1 protein-coding gene is annotated in these 15,203 nt (G+C 68.3%); it reads left to right on the top strand.

Annotated features, from left to right (window positions below; translation table 11 throughout):
* Positions 1–15,203 (top strand): non-ribosomal peptide synthetase (locus ASD86_RS27990; protein ID WP_235567818.1); only part of this gene is annotated, 15,203 nt, incomplete at both ends.

The raw sequence follows: 15,203 nt of genomic DNA, 5'->3' as shown, positions 1-15,203 counted from the left end.
ATGTGCGGCAGGTCTACGAAGCACCCGAAGGCGAGGTGGAACAGGCGCTGTCGCAGGTGTGGACCGAACTGCTGGGCATCGAACGAGTCGGACGCCACGATCACTTCTTCGCACTAGGCGGGCATTCGTTGCTGGCGGTGCGGTTGCAGGCACGGGTGCAGGAACGCCTCGGCGTGGAGTTGCCGCTGCGCGAAGTATTCGCCGAGCCGACCTTGGCCGGTCAGGCGCGACGGATACAGGCCGGCGGAAGTAGCGGGCTGCCGGCGATCATGCCGGCCTCGCGCGAGGATCGATTGCCGCTGTCGTGGTCGCAGCAGCGGTTGTGGTTCCTCGACCGGCTGGATGCGGCCGCCGGTGCGGCCTATCACGTAGCGGCGGGCTTGCGCTTGAGCGGCGCGCTGGACGAGTCGGCGCTGGAACGTGCGCTGACGCGTATCGTCGAGCGTCACGAGGCTCTGCGCACGCGTTTCGAGGACGTGGAAGGCGAGCCGGAGCAGCGGATCGAGTCGGTCGCGGGTTTCGCGTTGCGACGCGTGGATCTGTCGACGCTGCCGACGCAATCGCGTGAGGCCGCGCTGGAAGCGCAGATGCGCGAGGAGGCGCAATCGCGTTTCGATCTGTCGCGCGGTCCGCTGATCCGCGGGCGTCTGCTGCGACTGGAGACCGACGAGCACGTGCTGTTGGTGACTCAGCACCACATTGTCTCCGACGGCTGGTCGCTCGGCGTACTGGTGGAGGAACTCAGGGCGTTGTACGCCGCATTCGCGCAGGGCCTGGACGATCCGCTGCCGCCGTTGCCGGTCCAGTACGCCGACTACGCGCTGTGGCAACGCGGTTGGCTGAGCGGTGAGCGTTGGGAAACGCAATCGCATTACTGGCGCGAGCAGTTGCGCGGCGCGCCGGAACTGTTGGCGCTGCCGACCGATCGGCCGCGCCCGTCGGTACAGAGTTACGCGGGACGGACGCACGCGGTGCGGCTGGATGCGGCGCTGACCCAGCGCCTGCGCGCATTGGCGCAAACCCACGGCGCGACCTTGTATATGGTGCTGCTGGCGGGCTGGAGCGCGCTGTTGTCGCGACTGAGCGGGCAGGGCGAGGTGGTGGTGGGTACCGCGGTGGCGAACCGTCGCGACAGCCGCCTGGACGGCCTGATCGGATTCTTCGTCAACACCCTGGCGCTGCGGCTGGAATTGCCGCGCGACAGCACCACCGCGCAGTGGCTGGACAAGGTCAAGCAGGTGGCCCTGGACGGGTTCGTGCATCAGGACGTGCCGTTCGCGCAGGTGGTCGAGTCGATGGCGCCCGAGCGCAGCCTGGGCCACAACCCGCTGGTGCAGGCGATGTTCGTGCTGCAGAACGCGCCGCACGGCGGCGATCCGTCGCTGCACGAGCTGCGGGTCGAGCGGATCGCGATTCCGCATACGACCACGCAATTCGACATCTCGTTGTCGCTGACCGAAACCGAGGACGGATTGAGCGGGGCGATCGAGTACGCCAGCGATCTGTTCGATGCCGACACCGTGGCGCGCTGGTCGCGATGGCTGGAGCGTTTGCTGGACGGCATGGCGCGGACGCCGGACGCGGCGGTGACGTCGCTGGCGTTGCTGGACGAAGACGAGCGTGCGCAGCTGCTGCAAGGCAGCGCTGGTCCGTCGTCCGTGCAGCCGCAGCAGACGTTGGTGGAGCTGTTCCATTCCCAGGTCGCAAGCACACCCGATGCGGTGGCATTGCGCAGCGGTGCGGCGCAGTTGAGCTATGCGCAGTTGGAGCTTGCATCCAATCGAGTCGCGCACGCCTTGATCGAGCGGGGCGTCGTGCCCGACACCTGCGTGGGCCTATGCGCCGAGCGCGGAATCGAACTGGTGGTCGGCCTGCTCGGCATTCTGAAAGCCGGCGGTGCCTACGTGCCGCTGGACCCGGGCTATCCGCGCGAACGCGTGCTGCAGATGTTGGAAGATGCTGCGCCGGTCGCGGTGGTGAGCGCCGGCGGTGCGGCCGCGCGGTTGGCTCTGGACAGCGTTGCGGTGCTGGAAGTGGAAGCCACCGCCGACAGCGCGCAGGTGCACGCGCCGCAGGTGGCCTTGCGTCCCGACCACTTGGCCTATGTGATCTATACCTCAGGCTCGACCGGCCGGCCCAAGGGCGTGATGGTCGAACACCGCCAGCTGCTGCACCTGTGGCAGGGCATGCGCGAGCGCGTGTTCGACGAACTGCCGCAAGGACTGCTCGTGGCGCTCAACGCCAGTGTTTCCTTCGATGCCTCGCTGCAGGCGCTGGTGCAACTGGGCTCGGGCCACACCGTGTGTGTGGTACCCGCGAACGTTCGCGCCGACGCCGCGCGCATGCTGGACTTTCTCGACACCGAAGCGATATCGGTATTCGACTGCACGCCATCGCAACTGGACCTGTTGATCCACGGCGGCCTGTTCGAACGGCCGCTGCCGCAACTGCGCGCGATCCTGGTCGGCGGCGAAGCGTTTCCGGCCGCGGCGTGGAAGCGCGCGGCGAATGCGCCGGTGGCCTGCTACAACGCCTACGGCCCGACCGAATGCACGGTCAACAGCACCTTGGCGCGAGTCAGCGCCGAACACGGTCCGCATCTGGGCGAACCGTTGCCGGGCGTGCAGGCGTATGTGGTTGAAGCCGATGGAACATTGGCTGCGCCGGGCGTGGTCGGCGAGCTGTGGCTGGGCGGCAACGGCGTGGCGCGCGGTTATCTGCATCGCCCCGAATTGACCGCTGAACGCTTCATCGACAATCCGTTCGGCGAAGGCCGGCTGTACCGCAGCGGCGATCTGGTGCGGCGTCATGCCGATGGCAGGCTCGACTACCTCGGCCGCAACGACGATCAGGTCAAGATCCGTGGTTATCGCATCGAACTCGGCGAAATCCAGGCCTGTCTGCGCGAAGCCGACGGCGTACGCGATGCACTGGTGACCGTGGTGCGCGATCGCGACAGCGAGCCGCGCATCGCCGCCTACGTCGTTCCCGATCCCGCGGCCGCGGACGCCCAAGCGGCGGACGCGCAAGTCGAGCAATGGTCCGGCATCTTCGACGAACAGGCCGACGAGGACGGCGGCGACGGTTCCGACAACTTCGATACGGTCGGCTGGAACAGCAGCTACACCCGCGACGCGATCGCGGACGAGGCCATGCGCGAGTGGCTCGACACCACGCTCGCGCGGATCCGCGAACTGCGCCCGCGGCGCGTGCTGGAAGTCGGCTGCGGCACCGGCCTGCTGCTGCAGAACCTCGCAGCGGACTGCAGCCGTTACGTCGGCACCGACTTGTCGGCGCGGACCGTGGGCAAGCTCGCCCGCCGCATCGCCCGCGATCCGGCCATCGCCGCGGTCGCGGCGGTGGACGCGGCGCCGGCGCACGACTTGTCCGCGGTGGCGGAGCGTTTCGATACCGCGATCCTGAACTCGGTCGCGCAGTACTTCCCCGATGTGGACTATCTGCAGCGCACGCTCGAGGCGATGCTGTCGCGGCTCGAGCCGGGCGGCCGCTTGTTCATCGGCGACATCCGCCATTGGGGACTCGGCGAAGCCTTCCATCTGTCGGTCGCATTGCATCAGGCCGCCGCCTGCGCCCGCGATGCGCAGGTGCTCGAGCAGGCACGGCGGCGAGCGATCGCCGATCGCGAACTGCTGGTCGATCCTGCCTGGTTCGTATCCTTGCGCGATCGCTATCCCCAGATCCGCGACATCGAGATCCTGCCCAAGCTGGGCGAGCGGCATACCGAAATGGCCGCGTTCCGCTACGACGTCGTCATCCATACCCATGCGGCGGACAGTCACGACAACGCGCCCATCGAGGCCGCGCCGCCGCTGGATTGGCGCGATTGGCGCGGAACCGCCGCGCTGAGCGCGATGCTCGACACGGCCGCCGCCGATCCTTCGTCGATCCTCGCCGTGCGCGGGATCGCGCATCCCTGGATCGCGCCGTTCGCGCGCATGCTCGAACAGCGGCGGGTGATGCCCGGTTTCCTGCCGTACCGGCCGCAGGCCGCGAACGACGACGACAGCCTCGGCATGCTGCCCGCGCAACTGGCGGCGATGTGCGCCGAGCGCGGCCTGGCGTTGCGACTGAGCTGGGCCGACAGCGGCCGCGACGGTCGCTACGAGGCCGCGATCGGTGCGCAAGCACGACTGCAGGCGCTTGCGGGCGCCGCGTTCCCGTCTTCGCCGGTGCCGTCGTCGGGCTTACACAGCTGGCCTTTGCTCGCGGCCGCATGCGCCGACCTGCCGCTGCGTCTGCGCGCCGCGCTCGCGCGTCGGCTGCCCGAGCACATGCTGCCGTCGGCGTTCGTGCCGATGGTGCGCTGGCCGCTGACGGCGGGCGGCAAACTGGATCGCGCGGCCTTGCCGCCGCCGGACGAGGACGCGCTGGCGCGTCGCGCGTTCGTCGAACCCGCCGACGGTGTCGAAGCCGCATTGGCCGGATTGTGGCGCGACCTGCTCGGCATCGAGCGGATCGGGCGTAACGATCATTTCTTCGAGATCGGCGGCCATTCGCTGATGGCGGTGCGGCTGGTGGCGCGCATCGAGGAAGCGCTCGGCGTGCAGTTGCCGCTGCGCGAGGTATTCGAACATCCCACTCTCGCAGCCATGGCGGCGCAGGCGGGCCGTGCTCACGCAGGACGATTGCTCTCGGTGTCGCCGGTCGCGCGCGATCGCGAGCTACCGTTGTCGTGGGCGCAGCAGCGGCTGTGGTTTCTGGACCGGATGGATCCCGAGGGCGCCGCCGCCTATCGAATGCCCGGCTGGTTCAAGCTCGAGGGCGAGCTGGATATCGCCGCGTTGCGCCGCGCGTTGAACACGCTGGTCGCCCGGCACGAAACCTTGCGCACCCGTTTCGTCGCCAAGGACGGGATCGCGTATCAAGACATCCTGCCGGCCGAATCGGGATTCGCGCTGCGGCAGATCGATCTGTCGCACTTGCCCGAAGACGCGGCCTGGGAGGAGGCGCGCAAGGCCTGTCTGCAAGAGGTCCGGCGCGGTTTCGATCTGGCCGCGGACACGCCCATCCGCGGTCTGCTGGCGCGCATCGGCGAGCGCAGTCACGGCTTGCTGGTGCTTCAGCATCACATCGCCTCGGACGGATGGTCGGTGGCGATCCTGACGCGCGAGTTGTCGGCGCTCTACGCCGCGTTCGCCGCCGGCCGGCCCGACCCGCTGCCGCCGCTGCCGGTCCAGTACGCCGATTACGCGGTGTGGCAACGCGACACCATGCCCGCGCACGCGCATGAGGATCATCTGGCGTTCTGGCGAGCGCACTTGCACGGCGCGCCCGAGCGGCTCGACCTGCCGACCGACCGGCCGCGCCCGGCGACGTTGAGCACGCGCGGCGGCGAAGTGATTCGCCGCCTCGATGCGCGTCTCGGCGACGCCGTGCGCGGCTTCGGCGCGGCGCGCGGCATGACCTTGTTCATGACCGCGCTGACCGCGTGGTCCGCGCTGATGGCGCGCCTGAGCGGACAGGACGATATTGTCGTCGGAACGCCGGTCGCCAATCGGGTCAGGGCCGAGTTGGAGCCGTTGATCGGCTTCTTCATCAACAGCCTGCCGCTGCGCTTGCGCCTGGACAGCGAAGAAACCTTCGAAGTGCTGGCCCGGCAGGCCCGGGTCACCGCGCTCGATGCTTACCGGCATCAGGACTTGCCGTTCGAGCAGATCGTCGAAGCGGTGCGGCCCGAGCGTGGCGAGGCCAGCCATGCGCCGCTGTTCCAGACCATGCTGCTATGCCAGAACATGCCGCGCGCCGAACTGGCGCTGCCCGGGATCGAGGCGACGGCGCTGGCGCCGTTGGAGATCGGCGCCAAGTGCGACCTGACCGTGTACGTCAGCGACGACGATGGCCGGATCGAACTGCGCTACGAATACGCCGCCGATCTGTTCGATCCGGCCAGCATCGAACGCTGCGCCGATCATTTCGAGGCTTTGTTGCTGACGATGACGCAGGCGCCGGAAACGGCGATCGTGTCGGCGCCGCTGGCCGCGCGCGTTCGCGTTGACGAGGCCGTCGCCACGCAGCCCGAGGCAGCCAGTTCCGATGTGCTGGCGCTGTCGCCGCACCAGCAGCGGCTTTGGTTCATCGAGACTTTCGAAGCGGGCAGCCTGTATCCCTCCAGCCCGACCTACCACAATCTGCCGTTGCTGCTGCGGCTGAGCGGACGGGTCGATGCCGATCGCCTGCGCGCCGCGCTCGCGCAAGTCGTGGCGGCGCAGCCGGCGCTGCGCACACGCATCGTCGCCGAGGACGGGCGAGTGGGGCAGCGCATCGTCGACGACGAGCGGATCCCCTGGTCGCAGGTCGACACGGCCGCCGATCCGGTCGACGCGGCCCTGGCCTGGGCCGCCGAGCCGATGCCGCTGGGCGAGGGCGCGTTGCTGCGCGCGCGGCTTTATCGCGACGGCGAGCAGCCGAGCCTGCTCGCGCTCAGTGTTCACCATATCGTCGCCGACCGCGCCGCGCTGGCGCAGATCGTGCAGGCGATCGTGCAGGTCTACGACGGCGCGCCGATCGCGACGGTCCAGGCCGAAGAATACCCGGCCAGACTGCATCGGGATTCACATACGCGCTTGACCTTCGAGCCCGCCGCGCTGTACTGGCGACGGCAACTGCGCGCGCCGCTGCAGGCGGTCGAACTTCCGCTCAATCGACCGCGGCCGACGGTGCATACCTATACCGCCGCGCGCATCGACTTCCGCGTCGACGATGCGGTGGCGGCAGCGGTGCGCGCGACCGCCGCGCGCGTCGGCAGCGACGAGGCCGCCGTGGCCAGCGCCGCCTTCGCCGCGCTGATCCGCCGCTATGCCGGGCACGAGGACATCGTGTTCGGAACCAGCGCCGCGGCCGAGACGAGCGCGCCCGCACTCGGTCCGTTCGCCAATCTGCAGGTGATCCGTCAACGCATCGACGCCGACACCCGCGTCGCCGCGTTGCTGGCCGACACAGCACGAGCGCGCGCGCAGGCCGACGCGCATGCGCGGGTTCCGTTCGACCGCCTGGTCCAGTGGCTGGCGCCCGAAAAGGACATGAGCCGCACCGCGCTGTTCGATCTGCTGTTCCAGTTCGAGCGCGCCCCGAACGCGCGGCAGGGCGCGGACTTCGCCGTGCGCACCGTCGAGACCAACCTCGGCTACGGCAAGAACGATCTGCACCTGTTGGTCAGCGACGAAGGCGACGGCTATGCCTGCCATCTGGTCTACAACGCCGACTTCTTCGATGCGTGGATGGCGGAGCAGATCGCCGGCCATTACGCCGCGCTGTTGCGCGAGATCACTGGCGACAGTTCGCGCGAGGTCGATGCGCTGCCGTTACTTTCCGCGGCCGAGATCGAGCGACAACGCGAACTGGCCCAAGGCGCGCGCACCGGTTACCCGGATACGCAGACCTTGCATGGTCTGATCGGGCGCCGGGCCGAACAGGCGCCCGATCGCATCGCGATCCTCGACGAGCGCGGCAGCCTGACCTATTCGATGCTCGAAGCGCGCGCCAACCGGTTGGCGCGGTTGCTGCGCACGCGCGGCGCGACGCCGGGCGATCGCATCGGCCTGCTCGCCAGCCGCTCGGTCGAGGCCGGCGTGGCCATCCTCGCAATCCTGAAGGCGGGATGCGCGTACGTGCCGCTCGATCCGGATGCGCCGGCCGAACGCATCGCCTTCACCCTGGACGACGCCGGCGCGCGCCTGGCGGTGATCGCGGGCGGCGCGAATGCTCACGGGCTGCCCGCGCATTGCATGGCCGTGGCCAGCGACGACCCGGGCCTGACGGAGCAGTCGGATGCGGCGATCGGCGAGGACGTGCAGGCCGATGCCGATGCCTATGTGATCTATACCTCCGGCTCGACCGGGCAGCCCAAGGGCGTGCCGATCACGCATCGCAACGTGGTCCGCCTGCTGATCAACGATGCCTTGCCGTTCCGTTTCGAGCCGGACGATGTGTGGTCGGTGTTCCACTCGTTCGCGTTCGACTTCTCGGTCTGGGAATTGTTCGGTCCGTTGCTGCACGGCGCCTGCGCGGCGATCGTGCCGGGCCCGCTGCGCACCGATCCGCTGGGCTTCGCTCACTGGCTGGCGGAGCATCGCGTCAGCGTGCTGAGCCAGACGCCGTCGGCGTTTCTCGCGCTGTCGCGCATGCTGCCCGAAGCGATCGATCTCGCCGCGTTGCGCTATGTGGTGTTCGGCGGCGAATCGCTCAACCCGAGCAAGCTGGCGCCGTTCCAGCAGCGGCATCCGCGGGTCGCGCTGGTGAACATGTACGGCATCACCGAAACCTGCGTGCACGTGACCTTCAAGCACCTGGGCGCAGCTGAACTGGCCAGCGCCGACAACAACGTCGGCCGGCCGATTCCGACCACACGCGTGTATATCCTCGATCACGATCGCCGGATGCTGCCGTACGGAGCGACCGGCGAAATCTACGTCGGTGGCCTTGGCCTCGCCCGCGGCTATCTCAATCGCGAGGCATTGACCGCCGAGCGTTTCGTCGCCGATCCGTTCGAGCCCGGACAAGTGTTGTACCGCTCCGGCGATCTCGGACGCTTTCTCGACAATGGCGATATCCAGCACCTGGGGCGAATCGACCAGCAGGTGCAATTGCGTGGATTCCGGATCGAGCCGGGCGAGATCGAAGCGGCATTGCTGCGCTTGCCCGCGGTCGCGCAGGCCGCCGTCGTCGCGCGCGCGGATCGTTCCGGCGATCTGCGCCTGATCGCCTACATCGTGCCGGCCGGTTCGGCGCATCCGGATCTGTCCGGCCTGGACGTGGCCGGCCTGCGCGCCGCGCTGTGCGCCAGCCTGGCCGAGTACATGGTGCCGTCCGCATTCGTTCCCATGGCCGCGTTGCCGCTGACCCGCAACGGCAAGCTGGATACCGACAGGCTGCCGGCGCCCGATCGCGATGCGCTCGGCGCGCTCGCGTATCAGACGCCGCAAGGCGAGGTCGAGTCGGTCATGGCCGAAGTCTGGGCACAGTTGTTCGATCTGCCGCGGGTCGGACGCCACGATCATTTCTTCCGTCTCGGCGGCCATTCGTTGATGGTCGTGACCTTGATCGAGCGGCTCGCCCAGCGCGGATTGCGGCTCGATGTGCGCAGCGTGTTCTCGGCGCCGGTGCTGTGCGATCTGGCCGCGCTGGCGACCCAACCCGAGGCTGTGTTCGCGCAGGCCGGTGTGGCCCCGCTGCCGGGCCTGGACGATGCCGAGGTGCGCGATGCCCTGCTCAGGGCGCGCGGACGCGTCGACGATCTGGAAGACGCTTATCCGCTGTCGCCGCTGCAGCAGGGCATGCTGTTCCATCATCTGCGCGACGAGGGCGCGGACGCGTACCTGATCCGCACGCTGCTCCAGTTCGAGCGTCGCGACGACCTGGAGGCGTTCACGGCCGGACTGCAGTCGATGGTGGACCGCCACGACATCCTGCGCACCTCGATGCATTGGCAGGGGCTGAGCGAACCACTGCAACTGGTGCATCGCGATGCCCGTCTGCCGGTCGAGGCGGTGACGCCGCCGCCGGGCATGAGCGCGACCCATGCGCTGATGCAGGCCAGCGACCCGGCGAGGGTACGGCTGGATCTGACCCGCCCGCCGCTGCTGCGCGCCTGGACCGCGTTCGACGAAACCTCGGGCGCATGGCTGCTGGCGATCCTCAACCACCACATCGTCAGCGATCACGTCAGTCTCGAACTGGTGCTGGCGCAAGTCGCCGCGCAAGTGCGCGGAGACCGCGCCGATGTGGTTACGGCGGCGCCTTATCGCGAATTCATCGAGTCGGTGGCGGCATCGTCGGAGGCCGAGCATGCGGCGTATTTCTCGGCGTTGCTCGGCACGATGGACGAGATCACCGCGCCGTTCGGGGTGGCGACGGTCGCCGACGGCGTGATCGGCGCGAGCAATGGCGTGCGCCGGGTCGACACCGCGTTGGCCGCGCGCCTGCGCGACTGCGCGCGCGAGGCCGGGGTCAGCGCCGCGGCGGTGTTCCATCTGGCGTGGGCTTTGGCGCTGGGCGCCGCGAGCGGGCGCAGCGACGTGGTGTTCGGCACCGTGCTGAGCGGACGGCTGCACAACGCGTCGCTGGCCGCGACCCCGGGTGTGTTCATCAACACCTTGCCGATGCGCGTGGACCTGGACGCGGCCTCGGCGGTCGACGCGTTGCGCGCCCTGCATCAGCAAATGGGCGCTTTACTGGAGCACGAGCACGCTTCGCTCGCGCTGGCGCAGCGGTGTTCGGGACTCGGCGCGGGCGCGGCGCCGTTCGCGGCCCTGATCAATTACCGCCACAGCGCGGGATTGTTGGCGGGCATCGAAGACGCGGGCGAGGGCGGCGGTGTAGACCACGCCTTCGGCATGCGGCTGCTGGTCAGCGACGAGCACACCCATTATCCGCTGGCGTTGTCGGTCGACGATTACGGCACGGGATTCGCGCTGAAGGTGCATTGCGCGAAGGGCATCGAGTCCGAAGCCGCGCTCAAGCGGGTCGAACATGCGGTGAGAATCCTGGTCGGGGCGCTTGAAGACGAGGCAGCCGGTGCGGTGGCGGTGACGCCTTCCGCTCTGCCCACGTTGTCTGCTAGTGAGCGCAAGCGTTTGACCGTGGACTGGAACGCGACTCAGCACGAGTATCCGTGCGAGGTCATGCACGCCGGCTTCGAGCGCCAGGTGCGCGCGTGTCCGCAGGCGCTGGCGGTGTTGTGCGGGGATGAGCGCTGGAGTTACGAGGCGTTGAACGAACGCGCGAACCGGATCGCCCATCGGCTGCTCGCCGATGGTGTGCAAGCGGGCGACCGGGTCGGCATCCTGCTCGAACGCGGTCCGTGGATGGTCGCGGCCGTACTGGCGGTGGCGAAGGCCGGCGCGGCCTACGTGCCGCTGGATCCGGCGCATCCGATGCAGCGGCTGCGCGAAACCCTGGAGGACTGCGCGCCGCGGATGGTGCTGTCGCAGCGGTCATTGTCGCAGCACGAAGGTTTGTCGGCGGCGCGGGTGCTTTGTGTCGACGACGCGGAACTGTGGTCGAACCAGCCGGCGTGGAATCCGTCGTCGCAAGGCATTGGCGTGGACGCGCAGGCGTTGGCGTACGTGATCTACACCTCGGGTTCGACCGGCCGTCCGAAGGGCGTAATGGTCAAGCACGCGGCGGCGGCGAACCTGTTCGCGTGGGTGGAATCGACGTTTGCGATGGGACCGTCGGACCGGGTCTTGTTCACCACCTCGCTGAGCTTCGACTTGTCGGTGTACGACCTGTTCGGCGTGCTGTGGAGCGGCGGCAGCGTACATGTGGCGCGCTCGGAGGAAGTGCGCGATCCGGCGCGTCTGATCGAACTGCTGCGCAGCGGCATCACCTTCTGGGACTCGGCGCCCGCGGTGTTCGCAGGCTTGGTGAGTTCGCTGACGGAAGAAGTGTCGCGCGATCTGCGGCTGGCGTTCTTCAGCGGCGACTGGATCGGACTGGACTTGCCCGATGCCGTCCGGCGCGCCTTCCCGCGTTGCGAAGTGGTGGCGCTGGGCGGTGCGACCGAGGCGACGGTGTGGTCGAACTACCATCGCATCGACCGGGTCGAGCCGCACTGGAAAAGCATTCCGTACGGCCGTCCGATCTGGAACGCGCGTTACTACGTGCTCGACGCGCGTGGCGAGCCGAGTCCGGTGGGCGTGCCGGGCGATCTGTATATCGCCGGCGATTGCCTGGCCGAGGGTTACTGGAACCGCGAAGAACTGACCGCCGAACGTTTCGTGCCCGATCCGTTCGTGCCGGGCGAACGCATGTACAAGACCGGCGACCGGGCGCGCTTCTGGGCGGACGGGACGATGGAGTTCCTGGGCCGCAACGATTTCCAGGTGAAGATCCGCGGTTACCGGATCGAACTGGGTGAGATCGAGGCGGCGTTGCAGGCCTGCGAGGGCGTGCGCGATGCGGTGGTGGTGGCGCGCGGCGAAGCGGGTTCGGAGCGGACTTTGGTGGCGTACTGGCAGGGCGATGCAGTAGACGCGTCGCAGCTGCGCGGCCAACTGCAATCGCGCCTGCCGGAGTACATGCTGCCTACGGCCTATGTGCATATGGACCAATGGCCGCTGACGCCGAACGGCAAGCTCGATCGCGCGGCATTGCCGGCGCCGGAAGGCGACGCGCATGCGCGGCAAATGTACGAAGCACCCGAAGGCGAACTGGAACAAGCGCTGTCGCAGCTATGGACAGAGTTGTTGGGGGTGGAGCAGGTCGGTCGTCACGATCACTTCTTCGCTTTGGGCGGCCACTCACTGCTGGCCGTGCGTCTGCAGGCGCGGGTGCGGGAACGCCTCGGCGTTGAACTACCGCTGCGCGAGGTATTCGCCGAACCGACCTTGGCCGGTCAGGCGCGACGCGTACAGGCCGGCGGTGGCAGCGGGCTGCCGGCGATCATGCCGGCCTCGCGCGAGGATCGATTGCCGTTGTCGTGGTCGCAGCAGCGATTGTGGTTCCTGGATCGGCTGGATGCGGCGGCCGGCGCGGCCTATCACGTGGCCGCGGGCCTGCGCCTGCACGGCGCGCTGGACGAACCGGCGCTGGAACGCGCGCTGACGCGAATCGTCGAGCGTCACGAAGCCTTGCGCACGCGTTTCGAAGACGTGGAAGGCGAGCCGGAGCAGCGGATCGGGCCGGCTGCGGGTTTCGCGCTGCGGCGCGTGGATCTGTCGACGCTGCCGATGCAATCGCGCGAGGCCGCGCTGGAAGCGCAGATGCGCGAGGAGGCGCAATCGCGTTTCGATCTGTCGCGCGGTCCGCTGATCCGTGGTCGTCTGTTGCGACTGGATTCCGACGAGCACGTGCTGCTGGTGACTCAGCACCACATCGTCTCCGACGGCTGGTCGCTCGGGGTGCTGGTGGAGGAACTGAGAGCGCTGTACGCCGCATTCGCGCAGGGTCTGGACGATCCGCTGCCGCCGTTGCCGGTCCAGTACGCCGACTACGCGCTGTGGCAACGCGGCTGGCTGAGTGGCGCGCGCTGGGAAACGCAATCGCATTACTGGCGCGAGCAGTTGCGCGGCGCGCCGGAACTGTTGGCGCTGCCGACCGACCGGCCGCGCCCGCCGGTGCAGAGCTACGCGGGACGAATGCATGCAGTGCAGCTTGATGCGCAGTTGACCAAACGCCTTCGCGCATTGGCGCAAACCCACGGCGCGACTTTGTATATGGTGCTGCTGGCAGGCTGGAGCGCTTTGCTGTCGCGATTGAGCGGGCAGGGCGAGGTGGTGGTGGGGTCGCCGGTCGCCAACCGGCCGCGGGTGGAGCTGGAAGGGTTGATCGGCTTCTTCGTCAACACCCTAGCGCTGCGCACGCGGTTGGGGAATTCGACCACGGTAGCCGCATTGCTCGCGGATATCCGCGAGACCACCTTGGCGGCGCACGAACATCAGGATTTGCCGTTCGATCGCGTGGCCGATGCGGTGCAGCCCTCGCGCACGCTGGGCCATGCGCCGATCTTCCAGACCCTGCTGGTGCTTGATAACACGACGGACAAGCCGGCGGCGGCGTTGCCCAGCATGCGAGTCGAGGCGTTGTCGATTCCGCATGCGACCACGCAATTCGACATCTCGCTGTCGCTGACCGAAACCGAGGACGGGTTGAACGGAGCGATCGAGTACGCCAGCGATCTGTTCGACGCGGACACCGTGGCGCGTTGGTCGCAATGGCTGGAGCGTTTGCTGGACGGCATGGCGCGGTCGCCGGACGCAGCGGTATCGTCGCTGGCGTTGCTGGACGAGGGCGAACGCGCACAACTGCTGCAAGCAAGCGTCGGTCCGTCGATCGAGCAGTCGCAGCAAACGTTGGTCGATCTGTTCGAGTCGCAGGTCGCGCGCATGCCAGACGCGGCGGCGCTGCGTTGCGGCGACGCGCAGTTGAGCTATGCGCAGTTGGAAGTCGCGTGCAACCGGGTCGCGCATGCATTGATCGAGCTGGGTGTGGTGCCCGATAGCTGCGTGGGCCTTTGCGCAGAACGCGGGGTCGAACTGGTGGTCGGCTTGCTCGGCATCCTCAAGGCCGGTGGCGCCTACGTGCCGCTGGACCCGGGTTACCCGCGCGAGCGCGTGCTGCAGATGCTGGAAGATGCTGCACCGGTCGCGGTGGTGAGCGCCGGTGGCGCGGCCGCACGATTGGGCATGGACGGCTACACGGTGCTGGAAGTCGAAGCCACCGCCGACAGCACGCAGTCGCAACCGCGGCGGGTGGCATTGCGTCCCGACCATCTGGCCTATGTGATCTACACCTCAGGTTCCACCGGCCGGCCCAAGGGCGTGGCGATCGAACATCGCAACACCGTCAACCTGCTTGCCTGGGCGCATGCCGCGTTCGCGCAGGAGGATCTGGCGCGCACGGTGTGTTCGACCTCGGTCAATTTCGACTTGGCCGTATTCGAATTGCTGGTGCCGTTGACCACGGGCGGCAGCGTAGTGCTGGTAGAGGATCTGCTGCGCGCCGGCGCGCAGTTGGAAGGCGCGACCCTGATCAACACGGTTCCATCGGTACTGAAAGCGGTGCTGGACGCGGGCAACCTGCCGTCCAGCGTGCGCGCGGTGAATCTGGCCGGTGAACCGCTCAAGCGCGACTTGGTCGAGCAGGTGTTCGCGCAGACCCAGGCGGCGTGGGTGGCGAATCTGTACGGCCCGACCGAGACGACGACGTACTCGACCTGGGTCTCGATGCCGCGCTCGGCAGGCTTCGTGCCGGGGATCGGCACGCCGGTCGCGAACACGCGCGCCTACGTGGTCGACGAACGCGGCGAACTGGTCGCACCAGGCGTGGTCGGCGAGCTGTGGCTGGGCGGCGCGGGCGTGGCGCGTGGTTATCTGCATCGCCCGGAACTGACTGCCGAGCGCTTTATCGACGATCCGTTCGTGGCGGGTGGCCGCGTGTATCGCACCGGCGATCTGGTCCGGCGCCGCGGCGACGGCGGTCTGGATTACCTGGGCCGCAACGATTTCCAGGTGAAGCTGCGCGGTTACCGGATCGAACTGGGCGAGATCGAGGCGGCCCTGCAGGCCTGCGAGGGCGTGCGCGACGCAGTGGTGGTCGCGCGTGGTGACGCGGGATCGGAACGAACCTTGGTGGCGTACTGGCAGGGTGACGCGATCGAAGCGTCGGCATTGCGCGGCCAACTGCAGTCGCGCCTGCCGGGCTACATGCTGCCGTCGGCGTACGTGCATGTAGAACGGTGGCCG

It is taken from the genome of Lysobacter sp. Root690, assembly GCF_001427785.1.
Lineage (GTDB): Bacteria > Pseudomonadota > Gammaproteobacteria > Xanthomonadales > Xanthomonadaceae > Lysobacter.
Note: the sequence above shows the minus strand (reverse complement) of the source record. Positions and strands in the feature narration are given on the sequence as shown.